Origin of the sequence: Methylophilus methylotrophus DSM 46235 = ATCC 53528 (assembly GCF_000378225.1) — a bacterium.
In the GTDB taxonomy this organism is placed as follows: Bacteria; Pseudomonadota; Gammaproteobacteria; order Burkholderiales; family Methylophilaceae; genus Methylophilus; species Methylophilus methylotrophus.
In genome coordinates, this window is record NZ_KB905145.1 from 36393 (window position 1) to 59031 (window position 22639).

The 22639-nt window shown below is 46.3% G+C and carries 21 protein-coding genes; 8 read left to right on the top strand and 13 right to left on the bottom strand.

What is annotated here, in order from left to right:
• Nucleotides 1-22 precede the first annotated feature (22 nt).
• The 8 genes from F463_RS0111150 to F463_RS0111185 all read right to left on the bottom strand — a co-directional run bounded on the left by F463_RS0111150 (nt 23) and on the right by F463_RS0111185 (nt 8911).
• The gene (locus tag F463_RS0111150; RefSeq protein WP_018987174.1) at nt 23-934 is read right to left on the bottom strand and encodes a DUF5655 domain-containing protein; all 912 of its coding nucleotides are present in this window, start codon (nt 932-934) and stop codon (nt 23-25) included.
• Nucleotides 931-2151 (bottom strand): GIY-YIG nuclease family protein, encoded by a 1221-nt coding sequence (locus F463_RS0111155; RefSeq protein WP_018987175.1) that lies wholly within the window; start codon nt 2149-2151, stop codon nt 931-933. The genes F463_RS0111150 and F463_RS0111155 overlap by 4 nt, the downstream gene beginning before the upstream one ends.
• Nucleotides 2144-4345, bottom strand: coding sequence for a DEAD/DEAH box helicase (locus tag F463_RS0111160; RefSeq protein ID WP_245545226.1), 2202 nt, complete (start codon nt 4343-4345; stop codon nt 2144-2146). The genes F463_RS0111155 and F463_RS0111160 overlap by 8 nt, the downstream gene beginning before the upstream one ends.
• Nucleotides 4317-4619, bottom strand: coding sequence for a BrnT family toxin (locus F463_RS0111165; protein ID WP_018987177.1), 303 nt, complete (start codon nt 4617-4619; stop codon nt 4317-4319). The genes F463_RS0111160 and F463_RS0111165 overlap by 29 nt, the downstream gene beginning before the upstream one ends.
• A 15-nt stretch (nt 4620-4634) precedes the next feature.
• Complete coding sequence (locus F463_RS0111170) at nt 4635-7370, bottom strand: class I SAM-dependent DNA methyltransferase (protein WP_018987178.1); 2736 nt, start codon at nt 7368-7370, stop codon at nt 4635-4637.
• 125 nt (nt 7371-7495) lie between these two features.
• A complete protein-coding gene (locus F463_RS14515) occupies nt 7496-7927 on the bottom strand; it encodes a LysR substrate-binding domain-containing protein (RefSeq protein ID WP_245545227.1) in 432 nt (143 codons plus the stop codon).
• A gap of 42 nt (nt 7928-7969) precedes the next feature.
• Nucleotides 7970-8464: a hypothetical protein gene (locus F463_RS14375; protein ID WP_018987179.1), complete on the bottom strand. Its 495-nt coding sequence runs from the start codon at nt 8462-8464 to the stop codon at nt 7970-7972.
• 75 nt (nt 8465-8539) lie between these two features.
• Entirely contained in the window at nt 8540-8911 is a 372-nt protein-coding gene (locus tag F463_RS0111185) for a hypothetical protein (RefSeq protein WP_018987180.1), read from the bottom strand.
• Nucleotides 8912-9180: 269 nt separating this feature from the next.
• On the opposite strand from F463_RS0111185, the gene F463_RS0111190 reads away from it, so the two are divergent.
• Together F463_RS0111190 and F463_RS0111195 are read left to right on the top strand one after the other, a co-directional pair.
• A complete protein-coding gene (locus tag F463_RS0111190) occupies nt 9181-10947 on the top strand; it encodes a glutathione-regulated potassium-efflux system protein KefC (RefSeq protein WP_018987181.1) in 1767 nt (588 codons plus the stop codon).
• A 181-nt stretch (nt 10948-11128) separates the two neighbouring features.
• On the top strand, nt 11129-11359 hold the full coding sequence (locus F463_RS0111195) for a hypothetical protein (RefSeq protein ID WP_018987182.1): 231 nt from the start codon (nt 11129-11131) through the stop codon (nt 11357-11359).
• Here F463_RS0111195 and F463_RS0111200 read toward each other — a convergent pair.
• Nucleotides 11356-12840 carry a TIGR03915 family putative DNA repair protein gene (locus F463_RS0111200; protein ID WP_018987183.1) on the bottom strand — a complete coding sequence of 495 codons (1485 nt, stop codon included), beginning with the start codon at nt 12838-12840 and terminating at the stop codon, nt 11356-11358. The two genes, F463_RS0111195 and F463_RS0111200, sit on opposite strands and share 4 nt — an antisense overlap.
• Nucleotides 12841-12872: 32 nt before the next feature.
• A complete protein-coding gene (locus F463_RS0111205; RefSeq protein WP_018987184.1) occupies nt 12873-14102 on the bottom strand; it encodes a putative DNA modification/repair radical SAM protein in 1230 nt (409 codons plus the stop codon).
• Between the two features lie 109 nt (nt 14103-14211).
• On the opposite strand from F463_RS0111205, the gene F463_RS0111210 reads away from it, so the two are divergent.
• From F463_RS0111210 to F463_RS0111220, 3 genes are read left to right on the top strand one after another with little or no spacing between them, the layout of a single operon-like run.
• A complete protein-coding gene (locus tag F463_RS0111210; protein WP_018987185.1) occupies nt 14212-14832 on the top strand; it encodes a LexA family protein in 621 nt (206 codons plus the stop codon).
• Between the two features lie 2 nt (nt 14833-14834).
• Nucleotides 14835-15722, top strand: coding sequence for an alpha/beta fold hydrolase (locus F463_RS0111215; RefSeq protein WP_018987186.1), 888 nt, complete (start codon nt 14835-14837; stop codon nt 15720-15722).
• A gap of 28 nt (nt 15723-15750) precedes the next feature.
• The gene (locus tag F463_RS0111220) at nt 15751-16215 is read left to right on the top strand and encodes an RDD family protein (protein WP_018987187.1); all 465 of its coding nucleotides are present in this window, start codon (nt 15751-15753) and stop codon (nt 16213-16215) included.
• A 98-nt stretch (nt 16216-16313) separates the two neighbouring features.
• Here F463_RS0111220 and gyrB read toward each other — a convergent pair whose 3' ends face one another.
• The 3 genes from gyrB to dnaA all read right to left on the bottom strand — a co-directional run bounded on the left by gyrB (nt 16314) and on the right by dnaA (nt 21583).
• Complete coding sequence (gene gyrB / locus F463_RS0111225; protein WP_018987188.1) at nt 16314-18719, bottom strand: DNA topoisomerase (ATP-hydrolyzing) subunit B; 2406 nt, start codon at nt 18717-18719, stop codon at nt 16314-16316.
• A 79-nt stretch (nt 18720-18798) separates the two neighbouring features.
• The gene (dnaN, locus tag F463_RS0111230) at nt 18799-19902 is read right to left on the bottom strand and encodes a DNA polymerase III subunit beta (protein ID WP_018987189.1); all 1104 of its coding nucleotides are present in this window, start codon (nt 19900-19902) and stop codon (nt 18799-18801) included.
• A gap of 256 nt (nt 19903-20158) precedes the next feature.
• Nucleotides 20159-21583, bottom strand: a complete 1425-nt coding sequence (gene dnaA, locus F463_RS0111235; protein WP_018987190.1) for a chromosomal replication initiator protein DnaA — start codon at nt 21581-21583, stop codon at nt 20159-20161.
• Nucleotides 21584-21904: 321 nt separating this feature from the next.
• Between dnaA and rpmH the strand changes: the two genes are divergently transcribed.
• Genes rpmH through yidD form a run of 3 tightly spaced genes read left to right on the top strand, consistent with a single transcriptional unit; the run spans nt 21905 to nt 22632 of the window.
• On the top strand, nt 21905-22039 hold the full coding sequence (gene rpmH / locus F463_RS0111240; protein WP_018987191.1) for a 50S ribosomal protein L34: 135 nt from the start codon (nt 21905-21907) through the stop codon (nt 22037-22039).
• A 30-nt stretch (nt 22040-22069) separates the two neighbouring features.
• Entirely contained in the window at nt 22070-22414 is a 345-nt protein-coding gene (gene rnpA / locus F463_RS0111245) for a ribonuclease P protein component (protein ID WP_018987192.1), read from the top strand.
• Nucleotides 22415-22422: 8 nt separating this feature from the next.
• The gene (yidD, locus tag F463_RS14380; RefSeq protein ID WP_033413511.1) at nt 22423-22632 is read left to right on the top strand and encodes a membrane protein insertion efficiency factor YidD; all 210 of its coding nucleotides are present in this window, start codon (nt 22423-22425) and stop codon (nt 22630-22632) included.
• Nucleotides 22633-22639 lie beyond the last annotated feature (7 nt).

A 22639-nucleotide genomic window follows, 5' to 3' on the forward strand; every position in this document is an offset into this window, starting at 1 on the left:
TTGGGTTAGAGAATAAGAATAATTACCTCTTGCCCTCATAAGCATCAACAATCAAAGCTTTTGCCTTTTCTAAATCATCAAAGGTGGAAAGACTCAGCTCTAAATCACCAGTTCCCCAATGTCCAATTTGGCTTGCATCCCTGGCATTCTCTGGTAGTAATGGGTAAGCCGAAGGATTCAGGTGCAAGAACAATAGCAGTTTGTTTTTTTGCAAAACCACTGTGGCAAAGTTTTTAATCCGCTTAAATGCTGAATAGAGCTTGAGTTCTTTCTTTTGAATATCATCGCCCAAAGAAAAAATGTACTCCTCTAAGGATGCCAATAACTGCAGTAATTCCGGTGACAGATCACCCAACCATTCAGCATAGGTTTTATCACCTGTTTTACCTGGTTTTGATTTATCTAAGGGTTTGACAGATTTTGTAGCGGCAGTAGTTGAATTCACCAATTCAAATAGCAATAAATCACCTTCAAACAAGCGGTAACGAATCAGCTGTATATCACGCTGCATTTGCTGCACTGCATGCGCATCGTATTTGGTGAAATCTGCTGCGATACAGATCAAGCGGGGTTGTGACCAATCAATAGTATCAGAGACATGCTGACCATACTTTTTGAGCACCAACAGTTCAAATTCCGCTTTATGGTCCATTAACCAATCTAGATAAAACAACCCTTGGTTAATTACGTTTTCGCCACTAGAGCGTTTGTATTCCAAAATTACCGGGCTGCCATTTTCATCAATACCTAAACTATCAATGCGCCCAGCATGAACCTTTCCAGTATAGTATTCGCTCGCAAGAAATCGAACGCCTAGAATTTGCTCAAGATTGTTTTCAATTAATGTTTGAAGTCGTTTTTCTAAGTCGAATGAAGTGCTCTTTAACTCTACAGCTTTACCAGCTTGCAATTTATATAAATTAATTTCGCTCATTTTGATTTCGATCCAAGCTCCAAGGAGTGAAGTTCCAATTTCGCCGTTTCTACGTCATATCTGTAGTTACTTAAAGTCCCATCTTTTATTTTTTCTACCATTTCATCAATGATAAAAAGTGGTACCAGAAACCATTCTCGAGGGTATATAGGATTCCCGAATCGATCCTTGATGTGAATTTCTAACCTGGCTGAATTTAAAAAACGATGTATCAAATTTTCCAGCTTAATTCTATTGATGTTATACAACTCATATGTAGCCACAACCTCAACATCAGCCATTAAAAAGGTTGGATCTAACTTTGCATTAGCGATACGAGTTGTAATATTGCCCCCAGTTACTCCAATTTTATGCAGTACGCTTGATCGAGAAGCAATTTCCGGATGATCAGATTTGCTTCTAAGCACATAAATAGTGCCGCTTTCGATGTCATCTTCGTTGGTTATGGAGTCAAATAACGGCCCTGCATTGGGGTCAGAGACTCTGCGTCCAGCCTCATCTTTGTACAATGCTCTTTGCAGAGAACGTCGCAAAATATTACTTTCAGTTTGGTTATCATAAATAACACGGAGACGAGCATCTGCCTCGCCATTCGGTGCTTTAATAGGCTCTCCACTTTCCGCAACATATGCCAACTGTCCATTCAGGATAAAAAACTCTCCCTGATTAATGCTGGCATCCTCTTTAAAAAGCATAGTTTTACGTACACCGGCCTTAATTTCAGCCTGCACTTGATCAAACAAAGACTTAAAGTGCTCAAAATCTTCACAATATGAACGCTGAGCTACTTCTTCTGCAGCTTTTCTTTCAGCACGAGATTTCACATACTTAAGCTGCCTAATGTCATTGGCGGTAGGTTCAGAAACACCAAGTTCAGCAAGTAACGCATCATCATCTAAAGCATCCAAATCTGTATTAGTGACGTTTGGATTATTAGTAAACAACCCATGTTTGTCCATGCTTTCTAAAAGAGCTTTGCACTCTGCAGATGCCCGTATTTGATCCAATCTGACAGCATACAGACGTTCAAAAATATCGTTGCTTTCTCCGTGTTGAGGCAATCTTCCATTAATTTCAACAAACCGCTCAATTTCTTCAAAGCCAGCAATAATCCGCTCTTCACGAGGTGTGTGACTATTTTTCCCCTTAACCTCTACCTCTACACCCAATTCGGCGAGTAAAGCATCATCTTCATCCGTAAAATCAGACTTAGCCACGACCTGCCTCTGCTTTCATTCGCGCGAGGTAAGCCACACCTTCGGCCATTTTCTTTTCCCAAGGATCAGCAGCGGTAAGTGAAGGCAAACGCCCATGTTCATTTTTAAAAGTAACAGCTCGCCTTGCCAAATCACGCGCCTCTTCAGCTGACATAGTTAATTTTTTACCGGTAATAATTGCCTGTACCTGTTTCAAACTTTCCTCGGTCATCGCTTTAGATAAAATGGCATACGCCTCACTAAACGGATTAATACGATCAATTAAATCAATATCTAAATCCGTTACATCGGTTACATACCTTCTCACCCCTTGAATAAACGCTGTACTACCTAGACGCCCATTTTCAGTGGCATCTGGATGCTCATTGATGAATTGTTTAGCTTGTTGAGTCATATTCATCGCAGCAATCGCATGTTGGCGAACAGCCTCTTGATCGCCATCATCCAACTCGGGATATCTATCACGCACGATTTTACCCATGCGGATTTGTGTTAATTCTTCAGGAATGATTTCATCATCAAACAAACCACGTTCAATGCTGGTTTTGTCTTGAACAAAAGCTGTAATTACCTCGTTCAAATCTTCCTGACAAATTCGTTTTGCATCTTTGCTTTTTGGTTCAACCAACCCTTTTATCTCAATATGAAACTGGCCTGTATTTTCATTAAAGCCCACGTTGTTGCCGCCAGGTTGATAACCATTTTCACCATAATCAAAACCTTCCATCGGCGCGGCTTGTGGATTTTTAGGAGTGAAGTTGAATTTGGGCGTTAATACTTGCTCCATTAGCAAACTTGCAGCAATTGCTTTGAGAGTATCGTTGACTGCGTCGGTTACCTTATCCTGCGAAGCATCTGGTTCTGCTATTAAGTTGGTAAATCGTGAGTGTGTTTTACCTTTTGCGTCACGTGTTGCACGACCAATAATCTGAATAATTTCAGTCAAGCTTGAACGATAACCAATTGTTAATGCATGCTCGCACCATATCCAGTCAAAACCTTCTTTTGCCATACCTAAGGCAATAATCACATCTACATGGTCACGATTGTTCTTCTGGGTAGGGTCTTTTAATGCTGTAAGCACTTTGGCATGCCTGTCAGGGCCATCATCCACCAAATCCGCTACTTTTAAAGTGCGATTATCCGCGGTCACTACAATATCAAATCCTGTTAAAGGGTCTTTGCCTTTCCACTCTCCCATGACACCCAGAATTTCGCTTACTTCTGTAGTTTTCCCTCGCTGGGTACTTTCACGAGAGTTTACGTTAGGGATATGAATAATCGTCTTAAGTCTTGTGTCCAATACCTCACTAATTTCATCAATATAGGAGCCTGAATAAAAGTAATACCCTAAATCTAGGGTTTTAAGATACTCATATCCGTTTAACTGCTCATAATAAGTGTAGGTGACTGTTTCAAACTTACCCTCATCCTGTGGAGATAACACCGCTTCGGCATCTCCTCGAAAATAAGAGCCCGTCATTGCCACAATATGAACTCTATCTCGCTTAATAAACTCGCCCAGATGCAACCCTAGCTTGTTATCTGGGTTAGCACTTACATGGTGAAACTCATCCACAGCAATTAAGCAATCATCAAACAGTTCAACTCCAAATTTATCTACTGCGAATCGAAATGTAGCATGTGTACACACCAGGGTTTTGTCGTAACTTTCTAAAAATGCCTTTACAGAATTAACCTTGCCACCATCTTCGCCAGGTGAGTTACATAAATTCCATTTTGGTTGTACTACCCAGTCCCAGTAAAACCCATATTCTGTTAAAGGCTCATTGTTGAAGCTGGCTCCGATAGACTTTTCCGGGACTACAATAATCGCCTTTTTAATGCCTTGATTGTTTAACTTATCAAGTGCAATAAACATTAACGCTCTGCTCTTACCGGAGGCCGGGGGAGATTTAATCAGTAAATATTGTTCCCCACGTTTTTCGTATGCTCGCTCCTGCATGACGCGCATACCTAACTCATTGGCTTTAGTGGATTTTCCATTAGATGAATAATTGACTGAAACAGACGGAATTGCCCTGAAAGCATCTTTTACTGATGCAACGACATCCTCTCCTGGTTTACCTAGGATAGCTCTTTTAAAAAACTCATCTCCAAGTTCATCGATATCGGACATATCAATTCCACTCATTTGCCTAATCTCAATTAATCGTTTTTTTGATGTGGGCATAATATGCTTCTCTTTCTTTTTGACTGGCTTTCCTTACACTAATGACGCGTATATTTCCTTTACGCTCTGTCCATACTAAAACTGCAGTACTTTGATCATCTAATGCGCCAATTGTTACAAATCGTCGTTCTTTAATCTCTTGATTATGCTTACTTTCAGCAGTTAAGGTAAGACCATCAAAAATTCTACAACCTTCTGTAAATCGCAAACCATGTTTAACCAAGTTGGATCTTGCCTTTGTTTTGTCACACTCAAATTTATTTACAGATACCATCTAGATATATCCTTATTATTTTTTCATTTTTGTGTACAGCTCAAAAAGCTTTTCTAGTCGCTCAGTGTCGTTTTTAAAACGGCGGCCGATGTAGATGCGTTCTAGCACTTCGTCGTTACGGTCGTGGGCGCGGCGTAGGTTTTCGGGCATGTTGTCGGGGTCGTACAAATCGGCAATGGTGGCGGGGAAATGCGCTTCTCTTGCCAGCAGAATATCCTCAGCGCAACGAGTGAGGTCTTGTTTGTTTTTTTCGGTGAGTTTGGGGACGGGGAAGGTGTTCCAGCCCATCTTATTTGAGTAACTGAATCGTGTTTCTAATTTACCGCATACTGTAGAAATCCAGACAAGATGAAGCCTTGACGCTATTACTGCCAGACAAAATATCGGTGCGTCGTACATTGCATAAGATAAATTTGTTATGGTCGTCTTGTTATCAAGTAATGCTACCGGCAAATACTCACGACTCTCTGAACTACGAATTGGAACAGCGATTGAACATTTCTTGCCAATGTTCATTTCACAAAACTGGTGAGGTCTAGCGGCCATAGCAACAGTGCCTTTGCGGGCACTTTGAAGTCTCCACGATTTTACACTTTTGACGCGCTCATTAATGCAATCAATCGTCAATGCATCATTAAGATTTTGATCTTCAATCCATATGCAATATCTCTCTAAACCGTTAATTACTTCATTTGAACCAACGACTTTACGAATAAATTTATCTTTTACTTCATGATTTAACTGCATCGCACTTAACTCTTCAGAAGTGAGAAATAAATAGCCTCCTTCGTAAGGCTGATTCCCAAGAACCATTTCTGGCAGACCGCTAATTGATTTGGAAACTTTATCTACAATAACATCTTTGGAAGGTACCAAGTAGGCATTGATAAAATCTACAACCCTGATTTCTTGGTCACTGTAAATAGCTCTCTTACCGTTAATCTCGGCAGATATTCCTACGATAATTACAGTAACTCCAGCATTGTTTGATGCTAAATTTGCCCATTTGAATGATGTATGAGCAAAAGATATTTTAAGTCCAAGCCTAAATATCATGTTCCATAAGACAGGTACTTGATTGCCTTGGCAAATCGAATTAGTTGCCACAAAAGCCGCGCCTGCTTTTGTCCTAAGGCAAAATAAAGCCGCTTTAAGGTACCAACCAGCTACATAGTCCAATACTTTCCAACTGTCCGAGTGTTTTTCAAATACAGTTTCTAAATCATTCTTTTGTTCTAAGGATTGATTTTTTGTACCTTTATATGGTGGATTTCCACAAATATAAGTTTCCCCACCCTCATTCTCAAAATCAATTTCCGCTTGGTCTAGCGACGAACTAAACAAGTCATCAGCAACAAGTTTTACCCCTGTGCCAGTAGGTGGGCAAATCGTTAGCCAATCTAGCCTAAGCGCATTTCCGCAAGTAATCCAGTTTTGCGAATCCAGTGGCAGAAAGGCCTGCAAGGCTTCTTTCTGACCTATATAGACGACATCGCATTGATACTCAGCAATAATCAATGCCAGCCGAGCGATTTCTGCGGAAAAATCTCTTAGCTCTATGCCTCTAAAATTGGTGAGTGGGATTTCTGTTTTGAGGTGTAACTCGCCACGGCGTTTGTTAATTTCCGCCTCTATCTCCCGCATTTGTTTGTAGGCAATCACCAAAAAGTTACCACTGCCACAGGCTGGGTCAAACACGCGGATATGCGCCATGCGTTTGCGCAGGTTGATTAATTTTCTGGGGTTATCGCCTGCGGCTTCTAATTCATTTCTCAGGTCGTCTAAAAACAGCGGGTTGAGCACTTTGAGTATATTGGGCACGCTAGTGTAGTGCATGCCGAGTGCGCCGCGTTCTTCGTCATCGGCCACCGCTTGAATCATGCTACCGAAAATATCGGGGTTGATTTTGGTCCAATCCAAACTGCCGACATGCAGTAAATAGCTACGGGCGATTTTGGTGAATTTGGGTGTTTCGGTGCTATCGCTAAACAGGCCACCGTTTACATAAGGAAAAGCATCCGCCCAAGGTCTAAAGTTACTTGTTGCACGCGCATGGATTGGCGTGTTCATGGCTCTAAAAATCTCGCGAATCACCCAATCAATATCTGAGGCGTCTTTTGCGCTCATTTGCTCGATGGTGGCGGTGAACAGGTTGTTGCCGTTGAAGATATCAGTGTCTTCTGCAAAAAAACAAAAGATTAAGCGCGCCATAAAGTGGTTCATGTCATGGCGACGCTCAGCAGTGCTCCAATCGGGATTGTTTTTGAGTAGCTCCACATATAGCCGATTTAAACGGCTGGTGGCGCGTATATCAAACGAGCTTTCGCGGATTTGCTTGACGGTGGAAATGCCTGCAAGGGCGAGAAAAAACCCAAAATGGTTGGGAAAGTCGGCATAACGGCAAGCCAATGTTTCACCTGTGGTGAGGTCTTCGGCTTCAAAGTCTGTGCCATCCGTGGCTAAGATAAATTTTGCTTTAAACTTTTCAGTGGCTGGGCTGATGCGAAGTTTATCCAATGTGGCATTCGTTTCACCACTGCTACATACTGCTATGTGGATATTGTTTCGTTGAAGAACTCCAAATGTTGTTTCGCCAACAAGATCTGATTTGTTCTCTCCGCCTGTTTTGAGGCGCTTAATAGTAGTTTCTTTATTACCAAACGACTCTAAAAAAGCATATGGGAATTCCGCTGCATCAAACGGCTGCTCCGCGAGCTTACTAACAGCTTCTTCAATTTCTACTGCGTTCAAGATTATTAATCCGACAAATTTTGTGATATTTATAAAGGTGTGATTTTATGCGGTATAAGATTTAATAACAAAAAAATTACTCCGAATACATCGCCCTGTATTCATTACTACAAAACATTCATCACTTAACCAGCTTTTTGCAACAAGCTACATTCCGCAAACAACTCCGCCACCCATTCAATAAACGCCCTTACTTTCGATGATAAATGCCTGTTTTGCGGATACAGCGCATTAATCGGCAAACTCCCTACCCCATAATCTTCCAGTACTTTTTCTAACTTACCCTCAGTTAAATAGCCTTGCACCATAAACGTAGGCAGTTGGCAGATGCCTATGCCTGCCAGCGCGGCGGCGACAATGGCGTCACCGTTATTAATGGCGAGTTTGCGTATAGTGGGGATTTCTTGTTCTGCGCCATCTTGCTGAAGGATGAAGTTGCGCACTTTGCCGGTTTTGGATGAAAAAAGTGTACGGCCTGGTGGCGTTGCAGGTCTTCCGAGAGGTGTGGGGGTGCCGTAGGTTTTAAATAATCTGGCGAGGCGACGACCAGATTTCACGCATTATTTGTCGGCTGTTTAAACAACCTTAAGCCACTGGGACTATACAGATAAGCCCTTAATTCGGGCAAGGCATCCCCAGGCTACCAGCTTATCGTCAGCAAAATGAGAGATGAGTTTTTGTCCATCCTTGCCGCCATTACGCTTGGGGTCTTTGAGGACCATGCATAACTCTCTGGGCGAGAGGTCTATAAACACCATTTTGTTTTCCGGAGGTGGCAGCTGCCAATGCGGTGCACCTGGCGGAGCGTGGTCACCCATCACGGGTGGCGAATTTTTCTGCTGGTGGCAAGAGGTGCATTCCATGGCGGGCATGCCTATGCCGGCACGGCCACGCTTCACCAGCATGGCATGTGGTTTGCCTTCGTCGAATTGTAATGGCTGGTCACCGGGGATATGGCAGTTTTGGCAACGGGGGTGCTGCGGCACGGAGCGGATGGGTTCAAACAATTGCTGCGGTTCTGTAGCGAGCGCGAGCCCCGCCTGCCAACCCACGAGGGCTATCAGCCAATATTTGATTTGCTTGAGATATTTCATGCTGTCATCTCCCGGCAATTTAAAAGCGGATACCTTAGTGGGTTACCTGCGCTAGATCCCTAGGTGAAGGGCAAATCAGGTAAACGAGAGCTCGCCCCAGATGGAGGTATCTGTGGCGACCACAGGCTCATCAAAGTCATTTTGGTGAGCGCGGACGATTTCACCTTCTACAGACATTGTTAATTCAAACTTACTGACCCCTGGCAAGGTGCGGAACGGCCCAGAGGGGTCGAATGAGCGGTAATTGAGGCTAATGAATGTGGCGGGTGCGATAAACAGATCAAACCGCTGTGCGTAAGCAAAGGCCGTAGAGACATCGCGTTGGGTGAAGCCAAAGGCCAAAGCGTCACGGCTGACGGTAGACCAATGCTGCTCGGTACACGCCAGGTCTATGGAAAACCTTAATACATCAAAAATCTGATCTGCATATTCATTTGGAGGCAACATGGAAGGCAACCTGTGATTCACGTTATTGTTGGAGGGTTAATTAAAGCGTTAACGCAGTGTAGGAGGAATTACCCACCTACAACACGGGTAAAACTCTGATTTTCTTGTCAGATTCATCCGGCAAACGGCTGTTAATCATGGTTACATGCCGCCATGCCAATACTCGACCTGCCCGCAGCGATATGTTACTTTCTGCTTCAAACAGCTCTGGCTTTAGCCTCAACAAGCCAGACGCCAGAAAACACCTCAGTTCTCATTAAAAGGCATCCATGAATCACTCCGACTTTCTTGTACAGGCAGCCATCTACCTTGCTTCGGCCATTATTCTGGTACCCATCTTTAAAAAGCTGGGCCTGGGATCGGTGCTGGGTTATTTGATTGCAGGGATCCTGATTGGCCCTTTTGCGTTAAAACTGATTGCTGACCCTGAACATGTGTTGCACTTTGCCGAGTTTGGCGTGGTGCTGATGCTGTTTCTCATCGGCCTGGAACTGGAGTCGCAAAAGGTATGGGAGCTACGCAAACTGCTATTTGGCCTGGGTGGCATGCAGGTCACCGTTACAATTGCACTGGTCACCGTCATCGCTCATCTATTGCATTTTTCATGGCCTGAAGCGCTGATTATTGGCATGGGGGTCGCCATGTCTTCTACAGCCATTGGCCTGACGGCGCTGATTGAAAAAAAGCTATTACACACGCAAGGCGGCCAGGCTGCATTTGCTACCTTGCTGTTCCAGGATTTGTCCGTGATTCCGCTATTTATGGTGCTGGCGTTTATTGCGCCGCATAAAACCGCATCCGGATTTGACCTGTGGGCGGTCACGCAGTCTATCGCGGTGATTGCAGCCATTGTGCTGGCGAGCAAAACCGTGTTGCGGCCGATTATGCGCATGGTGGCACAAACGGGGATGCGTGAAGTGTTTGTCGCTTTTTCGCTATTGCTGGTGATTGGCGTTTCGCTGGCCATGGCCTCCGTAGGTCTTTCGATGGCATTAGGTACTTTTCTGGCCGGGGTACTGCTGGCCGACTCTGAATACCGCTATGAGCTCAGGCTGGATATTGAGCCGGTGAAAGGCCTGCTGCTGGGCTTGTTCTTTATTTCGGTGGGGATGACGGTCGACCTGGCACTGGTAGCCAGCCAACCCATGCTGATTTTTGGCTTTGCGCTACTGATTGTCGCCACCAAGCTAGCGATACTCATGGGATTGGGGCAAATGTTTAAATACCCGCTGCGCGACAAACTGTTATTCGGTGCCGCCATTTCTCAGATTGGCGAATTTGCGTTTGTGATTTTTGGCGTGGCCTTGACGCAGGACTCTATCTCGCGTGAAACCTACAATATCCTCAATGCCATTGTCGCCGTCTCCATGCTGGTCACGCCTATCCTGCTATTACTATATGACCGGTTCCTGAATTTACAATGTGGAGAGCGCCCCCAAGACGCGATCCCGGAAAATAACAGTGTCATCATTGCCGGCTTTGGACGCTTTGGGCAAATTGTTGGCCGGGTATTAATTGCCAAAGGCATTACGCCCACCCTGATTGATAATGACCCTAACCAGGTCGACTTGACCCGCCAGTTTGGCTGGCGTTGTTATTATGGGGATGCCTCCCGGCTGGATATACTCGAAGAAGCCGGGATTGCCGAAGCGAAACTATTGGTGATTGCTGTCAATGATGTCGAGGCCACGTTGGAGATGGCTAAACTGGTGAAGGAGCGCTGGCCACAGGTGAAAATTGTGGTGAGGGCAAGGAGCCGAACCGATGCGTTCGATTTACGTGAGCTGGATTTGCAGCCGATACGTGAAACCTTTTATTCTTCACTTGAAGCTGCCAAACAGTCCTTGATCATCATAGGCGAAACCGCCACAGCGGCTGGCAGGATCATCAAGCAATTTGAAAAGCATGATATGGAGCAGCTGGAAGCCACCCTGAAAATCAGGCATGACCGCAAAGCGTTATCCAGCCAGATGGAACAAGGACGGCAGGATTTGAAAACCTTGCTGGAAATGGAAAGTAACTCTCCGGAGACGTAAAGATACTCCTACAAATTATCGCGCATTTGCCCTATAAATTTACCCATTTTTTGCCGTTAATCTATTCATAAGCGGGCTTGAGGAAATTACCCATGAAAGTCTAAGGGTGAATCATGCTGCAAACGAGGTGGCTTCTGCGGAAGCCACGCTTTATGTTAAGAGACTGACTAAGGCAATATTCATGAAAATAGAATTCAAAAAATCAGAACCGCACGCCAACCTGGATGTTGTCACGATCAATGAAGCCATCGTCGGTGAGTTTATTACCGACGTGAGTAATCAATCCTTTCTGTTTGTGCCTGCCAAAGGTGACCGCATACTGCTTTCCCGCGTGACTTACGATGAGGCATGCAAACTGTTGCGTGATGAACTCTCGCAGCTGTATGCGCATCGTTGCGCGATAGCCGCTTAACCTTTTTCAAGCGCCAGCTGCGTGGCCGCTTTTGCGGCCAGGGCCAGGTCTTTCACCAGCTGTTCGTAACGCAACTGTTTTGTTGCCTGATCTCGTATGCTCAAGATCACTGCAGGCTGAATGGTTACTACTAGCTGCCGACCACCCGGCAGCGGTAATAGCTTGCTACCATGCGCAGCTATCTCCATCCCCTTGCCGTAAAGCGCACGCGCCGCAATCGGACCGAAAGCGACGATCACTGATGGTTGCACAATCTCAATCTCGGCCCGCAACCAGGGCAAATAGGTCTGGATATCCCTATCATCAAGCGCTAAAGGGATGCGTCGCCTCCCCTGTAGCTTGAATTTATAGTGTTTAAGCAGATTAGTAGCGTAAACATCAGACCGCCCTATTCCTGCCGCATTGAGGGCTTGATCAAGCAATGTGCCAGCCTGGCCGGTAAAGGGCTGGCCAGCCAGGTCATCTTGCTCTTGCGGTTGTTCGCCTAGCAACAGGACGGTGGCGGGTGCAACCCCCTGGCCCAATACCGCTTGCGTGGCATGCACTGCGAGCGGAAAGTCTGCTGAGGACAGCATCGTGTCGTTGAGTTCACGCAATGCCTTTATCACCCCTCCTGCGTCTGCAGGCAGTCGTCTGCTCTCCTCTTTCGCAACATATTTCACGATTTTGCGCTGAGGTTCAGTGGGCTTTGCAACGATCATGCCATGCATGCGTGGCGACGAATCTGCAATCAACTTGGCAATCAGTGGCGCTTCGGGCAGGTTGCGCCAGTATTTTTTGGGCATTTGCGCCAGCATGGCCGGGACTTTAAGCCGCGCCGGGTTGAAAATGCTACGGTAATAAGACCGCCATAATTCTTCACCGGCATCCTGGGCCGGTGCATCGGCCTTGCTGGCACCCGTGGTGTAATTCAGCCTGTGGCCATCCCAGTGCATGCAGATTTCCGGCGTGAGGATGGACCAGCGCATATTGGTAAAACGCCCGGTGAAAAAGGGTGCGGAGGCTTCCACAATATGATGGCTGGGCTCAAACCAGGCAACAAACTCGGATTCGCCATTTTCCATCTCAATCTCTCTAAAGCGCACGAATGCCTTCATTTTGTGCAGATCGCGACGGACGGCTTTGACCATGGCTTGCGCCTTTGCCACATCAGGATCCACTGACAGCTGTAGCAGTTTAGGTTGCGCTTTCAAACGCCATAGCAGGCGGTAAAGCAAGGCAAAACGCGATGGATCCCTATGCAGGATGACCTGGCGGCAAAGCTCGATAAACTCGCGTGGGACTTTGAATTGATGGGTTGGACGTTGATTCACCCGCTGGCTTGGTGCCATCTCATCTTCCGGCAAATCAAATAAGCCATGTGTTTGCTGTCCGACACGCCACTGGATATGCTCAGGCGCGATCTCTTGCAAAAGTAAGGCGCGGGCGGCATTGCGCCAACCTTCAATATCAGTTTCACTGGTCAGGCGGACGGTCTGCATAAAAGAATGACACGACTAAGGCGGATGAATGGTTAAAACAGGCCAAACTGTTGCACTGGCACAGGCTGCTGCAGGCGTTGTTTCAGATGGTTATCGTCTAGGCTGCGCCCGGGATGGTAATCGGGCAGCACGACGAACGGTAACACTTTTTTCAGAGACAGTCGCAGGCGCGTCAGGTCATCATAACGTATGGCGCGTACTTTGCGCGCAGCTAAAATGCGCGCGACGCTGGTGACACCCAGCCCGGGCACCCGCAACAGCATGGCTTTAGGTGCGCGGTTGAGATCCACCGGAAACTGTTCGCGGTGTTGCAGCGCCCAGGCTGTCTTAGGGTCTACATCCAGGTCCAGCATGCCATCCTCACCGGTGATGATTTCTTCGGCATCAAAACCGTAAAAGCGCAACAGCCAGTCGGCCTGGTATAAACGGTGCTCGCGCACCAGCGGCGGTGCCTTGAGCGGCAACATTTTGCTGGCATCGGGAATCGGACTAAAGGCAGAATAATAGACACGACGCAAACGGTAAGCGCCATACAAGTGAGCGCTGGTATCCAGGATAGCTCGGTCATCCGTGCTATCCGCCCCGACAATCATCTGCGTGCTCTGGCCGCCAGGAGAAAACCGTGGTGGCCGTTTGCCAGTCAGTGTCTTCTCCTTGCTTTCTTCTATCTTGAGTCGTAATTGCCCCATGGAACGGCGGATAGCCTTGCCATCCTTTTCTGGCGCCAGCGTATGCAGACTGGCAATGGTTGGCAGTTCAACATTGATGCTTAGGCGGTCGGCATAAAGGCCAGCACGTGCCATCAGTTCTGCGCTGGCGTCGGGAATGGTCTTGAGATGAATGTAGCCACGGAAGTCGTGCACTTCTCGCAGTACGCGTGCCACTTCTACCACCTGCTCCATGGTGTAGTCCGGGTTGCGGATAATGCCTGAACTCAGGAATAGCCCTTCAATGTAATTGCGGCGATAGAAGCTCAACGTAAGATTGACCACCTCATCCACACTGAACCGCGCACGTGGCACATTGCTACTGACGCGGTTGACGCAATAGATACAGTCATACACGCAGAAATTAGTCAGCAATATTTTCAGCAGGGAAATACAGCGTCCGTCAGGGGCGTAGCTATGGCATATGCCCATACCCGTGGTAGAACCTATCCCCTTACCATTGGCGGAAGTGCGTTTGTCTGTGCCGCTCGATGCGCATGAAGCATCGTATTTTGCGGCATCTGCCAGGATTTCGAGTTTTTGCTTGAGCTCCATGTGAGTGATCTGAACCAAACAGCTATAAAAAATTAAATTCAAAAAAATAATAGAAATCTTTATATTATTTCTGTTACGATAATAACATTATTTTTGTTACAGAAATAAAATGAGCGAAGAAATAAAAAAAGACCGTATCCGGCAACCTGGTGGCGGGCGCAAATCCGGAACTGGATTGTACAAAGAAGACACTAGCGTGATCCGTGTGCCTAACAGCCAAAAACCTGTCATTACAAGTTTTCTGGAGGCCTATGCCAAGAAGCAGCGGCTCAGTGAGCTGAAAGACAACCTGGATAGTATCGAAGAGTTCACGCAGCTATCGGATGATCTGGAAAACCTGAGCTTGCCGCTGTTTGAATCAAAAGTACCAGCCGGCTTGCCCTCCCCCGCTGATGACCATGTTGAGTCACGCATGGACCCCAATGAATACCTGATCAATAAAGCCGACAAAACTTTTTTTGTCACCATTCAGGGCGAGTCCATGATTGAGGTTGGGCTGATGCCGGGTGATAAAGCGGTGGTCGAAAAAGACAAGGTGCCTGCCGTTGGCAATATTGTGCTGGCGATGATTGATGGTGAGTTTACTGTCAAAACCCTGGCCAAGCAAAAAGATGGTATGCCCAAATTGTTGCCCGCCAACTCCTCAGGAAGATATTCGCCCATCCTGATCTCAAAACAAATGCAGTTTGAAATTTGGGGCGTCGTTACCGGTTCATTTAGAAAGTTTTAATCATGGCACGTCAAAACACACCTTCTACCCACTGGACGGATGGCATTTGCAGGGCAAATGGCATCAATATTCATTATCTTAGAACGGGTGGTAATAAACCCACCCTCATTGCCTTGCATGGGCTGGCCGGAAATGGTGCCTGCTGGTCACCAATGGCAAGAGCGCTTGAAGAACACTATGACATCATCATGCCAGATGCCCGGGGGCATGGGCTCTCGAGTGCACCCTTACATGGATATACCTACCAGGAGCATGCCAATGATGTCATCGAGCTAATTAGAACCCTGGGCATTAAATCCCCCTACCTGCTTGGCCATTCAATGGGAGGCATGACCGCCACGGTGGTCGCCAACCGCTTGGGTAGCGCTGTCAGCGGTCTCATCCTGGCTGACCCTACCTTTATCAGTCCTGAATGGCAAAATGAGGTTTACAAGCAGGCAGCGGTGGAGCAGCATCGACAAATGTTGAAATCCACCAAGGAAGTACTGTTTAAAGAAGCTAAAGCCAAACATCGCTATCGTGCCTCAGTGATTATTGAACACCTGATTGAAGCCAGGCTGCAAACCAGTGTGAATGCCTTTGACGTGCTCATTCCTCCAAATCCCGAATTTGATGAGCTGATTCGAAACATTTATGTCCCGACTTTATTGGTATTAGGTAGCGAAGGGATGGTGTCTACTGAGACTGCACGCCAGTTGCATGCACTTAACCCTGATCTGGAATACAAAATGATCCCTGATGTTGGGCATGGACTGCCTTATGATGAACCCGCGCGCCTGGCAATGACTGTGGATGCATTCTTGAAGCGGAAATCTATGGCTCATCAGCGTGAGAGAAGCAGATCAAGTACACGCTCTTCGCCCTATCAAATAACCGGTCTGAGTGTTTAATAACTACCATCAAGCAAGGGGAAAAAACATGCAAGCAGAAGAACTGGAGTATGTGGGATTTTGGCCTCGCGTAGGCGCAGCGATCATCGATACGATTTTGATTCTGATGATCATAGGGCCACTGCTGACAGCGTTCTATGGCGAGGAATATTGGTCAAACCAAGGGCTGACAGGACCAATGGATGTGTTGCTCTCCTATCTTTTTCCTGCAGTGGCCACTATTGTGTTTTGGGTGACCAGACAGGCCACACCGGGAAAGATGGCGATATCCGCAAAAGTAGTGGATGCAAGCACCGGCCACCCCATGACGACCAGTCAATCTATCGGCAGGTATTTTGCCTATTTTGTTGCAATGCTCCCCCTCATGCTTGGCATCCTCTGGGTGGCATTTGATAGACGCAAGCAAGGCTGGCATGACAAACTTGCAGGAACCGTGGTCGTAAGGAATAAGAAAAAACATTCGGGCACCCCCGTTGTTTTTGAAAACCAGTAAGACCGAGTCATACTTAAGACCAATTCACTTAAGATAAGCGAAACAAAAAAGCCCCGGGTCTCCGGGGCTTTTTATTTTGAGAACAGACACCTACATCATTACACATCCAGGGAGCTGACGCTCAGTGCATTGCTTTCAATAAAGGCACGCCTTGGTTCAACATTATCGCCCATGAGTGTAGTGAAGATTTCATCAGCACCGATCGCGTCTTCAATTTGCACTTTAAGCAGGCGGCGCACAGTAGGATCCATGGTCGTTTCCCACAACTGCTCCGGGTTCATCTCGCCCAAACCCTTATAACGCTGAATATTCAGGTTATGTTTGGCTTCGCTGAGCAGCCAGTCCAATGCCTGTTTAAAGGTACTGACTTTTTGTTCTTTTTCGCCACGCTTGATCATTGCGCCTTCACCCAACAGGTTATTCACCATTTGAGAGGTGCGGTTGATCTGGCGGTAATCACCACTGCTCAGGAACTCAGCATCAATGACGCAGCTTTGCAGGTTGCCATGCACATATTTGTTCACTTCAAGGCGGTAAGCGCTGGTCTCGGTATCCTGTGCCACGATGACTTCGGAACCCACAGCCCCAAGGATAGGACGCAATTTTTCTGCCACACTATTGGCAGCGGCTTCCGTACTCAACTCGATATCGCCCAAATCCTGGATAGCACGCAACACGCTTTCATCATACAGGTTAGCGATACGGCGGATGACGGCTTCAGTCAGCACCATTTGTTTGGCGATGCTGTTGAGGGCGTCATCCTTGAGGATTTCGCCACCTTCTTTGGTGACCAGAATGGCATCGCGTAACGCGGAATTGAGCAGGTATTCATCCAGCTCATGCTCATCTTTGAGGTAACGCTCGTCGCGGCCCTGTTTCACTTTGTACAAAGGTGGCTGCGCAATATAGATATGGCCGTTTTCGACCAGCTCTGGCATCTGGCGGTAGAAGAACGTCAGCAACAAGGTACGGATATGCGCGCCGTCAACGTCCGCATCGGTCATGATGATGATGCGGTGGTAACGCAGTTTTTCCAGATTGAAATCATCCTTGCCGATGCCGGTACCCATGGCAGTGATCAACGTCGCAATTTCAGCCGACCCAAGCAGTTTGTCAAAACGGGCTTTTTCTACGTTAAGAATCTTACCCTTTAGCGGCAAAATGGCCTGAAACTTACGATCACGGCCTTGCTTGGCTGAACCACCCGCAGAGTCACCCTCGACCAGGTAGAGTTCGCTCATGGCTGGGTCTTTTTCCTGGCAATCGGCCAGCTTGCCTGGCAAGCCCATGGTATCCATCACGCCTTTACGACGGGTGATTTCGCGTGCCTTACGCGCAGCTTCACGAGCACGGGCCGCTTCTACAATCTTGCCGCAGACGATTTTTGCATCGTTGGGGTTCTCTTCAAGGAATTCGGCCAATTTTGCTGCCACGATTTCAGACACTACCGGTTGCACTTCGCTGGATACCAGCTTGTCCTTGGTTTGTGAGCTAAATTTAGGATCCGGTACTTTGACTGACAATACGCAGGTAATCCCTTCACGCATATCGTCGCCTGTGGTTTCTACCTTGGCTTTTTTGGCAAACTCGTTTTGCTCAATATATTGATTGAGCGTACGCGTCATTGCGGTACGTAAGCCAGTCAGATGCGTGCCGCCATCGCGTTGTGGAATGTTGTTGGTGAAACATTGCACGGTTTCTGAGTAGCTGTCGTTCCACTGCATGGCCACTTCTACGGTGATATTGTCTTTTTCACCAATCGCGTAAAACACTTTTGGATGCAACACAGTCTTGGTACGGTTCATGTACTCGACAAAGCCTTTAACGCCACCGCTAAAAGCAAAATTTTCAGACTTACCGGTACGCTGGTCTATCAGTTCAATTTTGACACCATTGTTGAGGAACGAGAGTTCACGAATCCTTTTCGCAAGAATTTCAAAGTGGTATTCAACCAGCACAAAAGTATCTACAGACGCCAGGAAGTGTACTTCTGTCCCGGTTTTATCGGTTGTGCCTGTCACTGCCAAAGGCGCTTGTGGCACACCACGATGAAATTCCATCTGGTGTACTTTGCCTTTGCGGTAAATTTTGAGTTTTAGCCAGTCAGAAAGGGCATTCACCACAGACACACCCACGCCGTGCAAACCGCCAGAAACTTTGTAGGAGTTCTGGTCAAACTTACCCCCGGCATGCAATTCGGTCATCACAATTTCAGCGGCAGAACGCTTGGGTTCGTGCTTATCATCGTCTTTGATATCGGTAGGAATCCCACGGCCGTTATCAGAAATACTGATGGAATTATCCGGATGGATGATGACTTTAATATCATCACAATGCCCAGCCAACGCTTCATCAATGGCGTTATCCAGCACTTCGAATACCATGTGGTGCAAACCAGAACCATCTGAAGTGTCACCGATATACATGCCTGGACGTTTGCGGACGGCGTCCAAACCTTCCAAAATCTTGATACTGTCTGAGTTATATTCTTGTGGCTGTGCCATAAAAAGCTTCTTTAATTGAGATTAAAAAACATGAATAATCAATGCCTTGCATGTTTCACGTGAAACATGCAAGCATGCATTATATGCGCATTGGCATCACTACGTATTTATAATTGGCATCACTGGCGGCAGTGATGAGGCAGCTACTGTTGGCATCAGCAAACGCAAATTCAATCTGTTCATCACTCAGATTGTTGAGTACATCAATCAGGTAAGTGACATTGAAACCGATATCCAGTGCCACTTTGCTGTAATCAATTTCCAGTTCTTCTTCCGCTTCTTCCTGCTCAGTGTTAGTACTGATCAGCTTGAGTAGGCCATTGGTGATAACCATGCGAATACTGCGATATTTTTCGTTGGACAAAATAGAAGCACGTTGCAACGCACTCAAAATCGCCAAACGATTCACGATAAATGTATTCTGATGTCCGGTAGGAATCACGCGGTTGTAATCCGGGAACTTGCCGTCAATCACTTTGCTGATAAGCTGGATATCACCAAACTCAAAGCTGACCTGGCCATTCAGCAGATCAATCACCACGGGGCTATCTGATTGCTCATCAAGTAATTTGGTCAATTCCAATACCGTTTTACGTGGCAGGATCACTTCGGTTTTTTCAAAGTCCTGGTCCAGTGTGGTATTGGTGTAGCTCAAGCGATGTCCGTCAGTGCCTACAACGTGTAACTGGTTGCCATTCACTTCGAGTAACAGGCCATTCAGGTAGTAACGGATATCCTGTTGTGCCATGGCGAACTCGACTTGTTTGAGCAAGCGCTTGAGTTCCGATTGACCCAGACTGAAACTGATATTTTGCCCGCTGGCTTTGCTCATCAATGGATAATCTGCTGCTGGCAAAGTTTGCAGGTTAAACCGGCTTTTGCCCGCTTTGAGTGTGATGCGGTTATCCTGATTATTCATTTCTATGGTCGTACTATCAGGCAATGAGCGGCAGATATCCAGCAATTTCTTGGCTGAAATGGTCGTACTCAATTCACCTTCTATCCCACCATGAACTTTCAGCGAAATCTGCATTTCCAGATCGGTCGCTGTCAGATGCATTTCCTGTTGTTTGATGTTCACCAACAGATTAGAAAGGATAGGCAGTGTGTGTCTGCGTTCTACGATACCAGTCACATTGTTGAGGGGTTTGAGCAAAACCTCACGGTTGATTTTGATTTGCATGGCCTGACCTGATTAATAACTTTATTTCAATATATAAAAGATAAGACTAATAGTAATGTGTCACTTTTTTGTGGGTAACTCTAAAAATCAATGTTATTCAAACACTTACAGACAGATTAGCTTGTGTATAAATTGCGGTTTAAACATGCATCTTTTGTGCCCAATATTGTAAACCGAATTTATCTTGTCTATACGCAATATTTAAACACACCTCATTCTCAACTTATCCACAGCTTTTCTAGGTAAACCTTTTTCTTTAATCACGGATGACTTGCGTCAATAACCCAATATCCCGCGCCAGAGTTTGATCATTCAATCGTAATTGTTCGATTTCCTCACAGGCATGCATGACCGTGGTGTGATGACGACCACCAAAGGCTTCCCCGATTTCCGGGAAGCTGTGATTGGTCAGTTCACGGGCCAAAGACATTGCCACCTGGCGTGGTCTGGCGACATTACGTGAACGCTTTTTGCTAAACATATCGCTGACTTTAATCTTGTAATAATCGGCGACTGTCTTCTGTATATTTTCGATGGTGATTTGTCGGCCACGCACGGCAATCAGGTCACGCAGGGCATCCTTGGCCAGGTGCACGTCAATGGCATGGCCGGTAAAGTTGGCCATGGCAATAATGCGGTTAAGGGCACCTTCCAGCTCACGCACGCTGGAGCGGATCTGTTTAGCAACAAAGAAAGCCACATCTTCGTGCAGATCAATATTCAGGTTTTCTGCTTTTTTGCGCAGAATCGCGACACGCATTTCCAGTTCGGGAGGTTCTACTGCTACCGTCAAACCCCAGCTGAAGCGAGTACGCAAGCGCTCGTCCATATCTGCAATTTCCTTTGGATAGGTATCGCAGGTAATGACGATCTGTTTTTTCTCTTCGATCAGCGTGTTAAACGCATAGAAAAACTCTTCCTGAGTACGGGTTTTTTTGGCAAAGAACTGGATATCATCAATCAGCAATAAATCCAGTGAGTGATATTGCTGTTTAAACTCATCAAATGCCTTGTTTTCGTAAGCCTTTACCACATCAGAAACATAACGTTCAGCATGCAGGTAACGAATATTTGCTTCTGGTTTGATTTTTTTCAGCTCGTTACCAATCGCTTGTAACAGATGTGTTTTACCCAAGCCGACACCGCCGTAAATAAACAATGGGTTATATGCCTGGCCGGGATTGCCGGCCACCTGAATGGCAGCTGCCCGTGCCAGCTGGTTAGCACGGCCTGTGACGTAATTATCAAACAGGAAACTATCGTTGAGACCACTGTTTTTTTCGTTTTTAAGATGTTTGGCGGGCGCACGGCTACTGACGGGCTTTTTGTCTATCACACGGCTGCTTGTTTTTTGTGTGGCAGCTGCAGTGATAGCGCTCTCAACAGTTGATTCAGCAAGCGGTTGCGATTTTGCATGAGTTTGGCCGTTGACAGTCGCAGCCTGCTCGCTGCTATCTACAATCAGCTCGACGATGGCAGAGGGGGATAATTCATTGGCAATGGTGGCAATACGATTAAAAAATTTGCTCTTGACCCATTGCATGACAAATTTGTTGGGCGCAACAATTTGCACAGCTTCGCCATTAACGCGTGCCTTAAGCGGTTTAATCCAGGTATTGTATTGTTGTGCAGACAGTTCCTGTTCGAACTTGAGCAAACAATAAGCCCAAAAATTTTCCATTGCTCCAGTGCTTTTTTAAAAAGTCAGCAATAAACATCCTGCTTCTGTGTTTCAGGTGTTTTGCGTTTATTTAGTTATAATTGCCGGGAAGAGTGGCAGGGAAATGGTCTTGTGGCGAATGTCACCATGACCTGATGTAGACATTCTAAACGTTTTAGTCTGAGTTATCCACAGCCATAGACTACAAAAAAATAAAAAAAATCATTGACATAAAGTCTCTACTTGCTGTTTAATTAAGGGTTTTTGAAATCGGCAAATTTCAGCGGTTAAATCAGCACTGCCGGATTAGAATTTAATTGCCATTTTGGCAGGAGTTTAATAATGAAACGTACCTATCAACCATCCAAAACCCGTCGTGCACGTACCCATGGCTTTCTGGTACGCATGAAAACCAAAGGTGGCCGTGCAGTGATTGCTGCCCGCCGCGCTAAAGGTCGTAAACGTCTGGGTCTGTAATCCCGGCGATGCATTGCTGAAACTCAATGCATGACATTGTATAAGCTAAAAAAAACGGATGAATTTTCATCCGTTTTTAGTTTCAGGAAACGGTTTTATGGTGAATGGCTATTCGCCAACATCATGCCTAACCAGCAAAACCATCACCGTTATGGATTGGTGGTATCAAAAAAAGTGGCCAAACTGGCTGTCAGGCGTAATTATATGAAGCGTGTATTACGTGAATTGTTGCGGACACAAGCGTCTGTCACAGTAAACGGGTATGATGTCGTTCTTCAGGTACGTAAAGCTTTTCGCCATAATGATTTTCAGGCTGTTCAGCGTGATTTAACATTATTGCTGACCAGGCTGAAAAAAGCCTCACCTGTTTCCTGATGTTTCTGATGAAAACGTTACTGATTTTTTTAGTGAAATGTTACCAGTGGGGCTTAAGCCCATGGCTGGGACGGCAGTGTCGTTTTCATCCAACTTGTTCACACTATGCTATTGAGGCTTTACAGCGCTATGGCGCCTGGCATGGCAGTTTGTTAGCCTTGCGCCGTATCGGCCGTTGCCATCCATGGCATCCAGGTGGTGTGGATCCCCTTCCCTGACTTTTAA

What these genes read in the sequence shown, in the direction of transcription:
- F463_RS0111150 (WP_018987174.1), bottom strand. Translation starts at nt 934, where the DNA reads ATGAGCGAAATTAATTTATATAAATTGCAAGCTGGTAAAGCTGTAGAG.
- F463_RS0111160 (WP_245545226.1), bottom strand. Translation starts at nt 4,345, where the DNA reads ATGCCCACATCAAAAAAACGATTAATTGAGATTAGGCAAATGAGTGGA.
- F463_RS0111165 (WP_018987177.1), bottom strand. Translation starts at nt 4,619, where the DNA reads ATGGTATCTGTAAATAAATTTGAGTGTGACAAAACAAAGGCAAGATCC.
- F463_RS14375 (WP_018987179.1), bottom strand. Translation starts at nt 8,464, where the DNA reads ATGAAATATCTCAAGCAAATCAAATATTGGCTGATAGCCCTCGTGGGT.
- F463_RS0111185 (WP_018987180.1), bottom strand. Translation starts at nt 8,911, where the DNA reads ATGTTGCCTCCAAATGAATATGCAGATCAGATTTTTGATGTATTAAGG.
- F463_RS0111190 (WP_018987181.1), top strand. Translation starts at nt 9,181, where the DNA reads ATGAATCACTCCGACTTTCTTGTACAGGCAGCCATCTACCTTGCTTCG.
- F463_RS0111195 (WP_018987182.1), top strand. Translation starts at nt 11,129, where the DNA reads ATGAAAATAGAATTCAAAAAATCAGAACCGCACGCCAACCTGGATGTT.
- F463_RS0111200 (WP_018987183.1), bottom strand. Translation starts at nt 12,840, where the DNA reads ATGCAGACCGTCCGCCTGACCAGTGAAACTGATATTGAAGGTTGGCGC.
- F463_RS0111205 (WP_018987184.1), bottom strand. Translation starts at nt 14,102, where the DNA reads ATGGAGCTCAAGCAAAAACTCGAAATCCTGGCAGATGCCGCAAAATAC.
- F463_RS0111210 (WP_018987185.1), top strand. Translation starts at nt 14,212, where the DNA reads ATGAGCGAAGAAATAAAAAAAGACCGTATCCGGCAACCTGGTGGCGGG.
- F463_RS0111215 (WP_018987186.1), top strand. Translation starts at nt 14,835, where the DNA reads ATGGCACGTCAAAACACACCTTCTACCCACTGGACGGATGGCATTTGC.
- F463_RS0111220 (WP_018987187.1), top strand. Translation starts at nt 15,751, where the DNA reads ATGCAAGCAGAAGAACTGGAGTATGTGGGATTTTGGCCTCGCGTAGGC.
- gyrB (WP_018987188.1), bottom strand. Translation starts at nt 18,719, where the DNA reads ATGGCACAGCCACAAGAATATAACTCAGACAGTATCAAGATTTTGGAA.
- dnaN (WP_018987189.1), bottom strand. Translation starts at nt 19,902, where the DNA reads ATGCAAATCAAAATCAACCGTGAGGTTTTGCTCAAACCCCTCAACAAT.
- dnaA (WP_018987190.1), bottom strand. Translation starts at nt 21,583, where the DNA reads ATGGAAAATTTTTGGGCTTATTGTTTGCTCAAGTTCGAACAGGAACTG.
- rpmH (WP_018987191.1), top strand. Translation starts at nt 21,905, where the DNA reads ATGAAACGTACCTATCAACCATCCAAAACCCGTCGTGCACGTACCCAT.
- rnpA (WP_018987192.1), top strand. Translation starts at nt 22,070, where the DNA reads ATGACATTGTATAAGCTAAAAAAAACGGATGAATTTTCATCCGTTTTT.
- yidD (WP_033413511.1), top strand. Translation starts at nt 22,423, where the DNA reads ATGAAAACGTTACTGATTTTTTTAGTGAAATGTTACCAGTGGGGCTTA.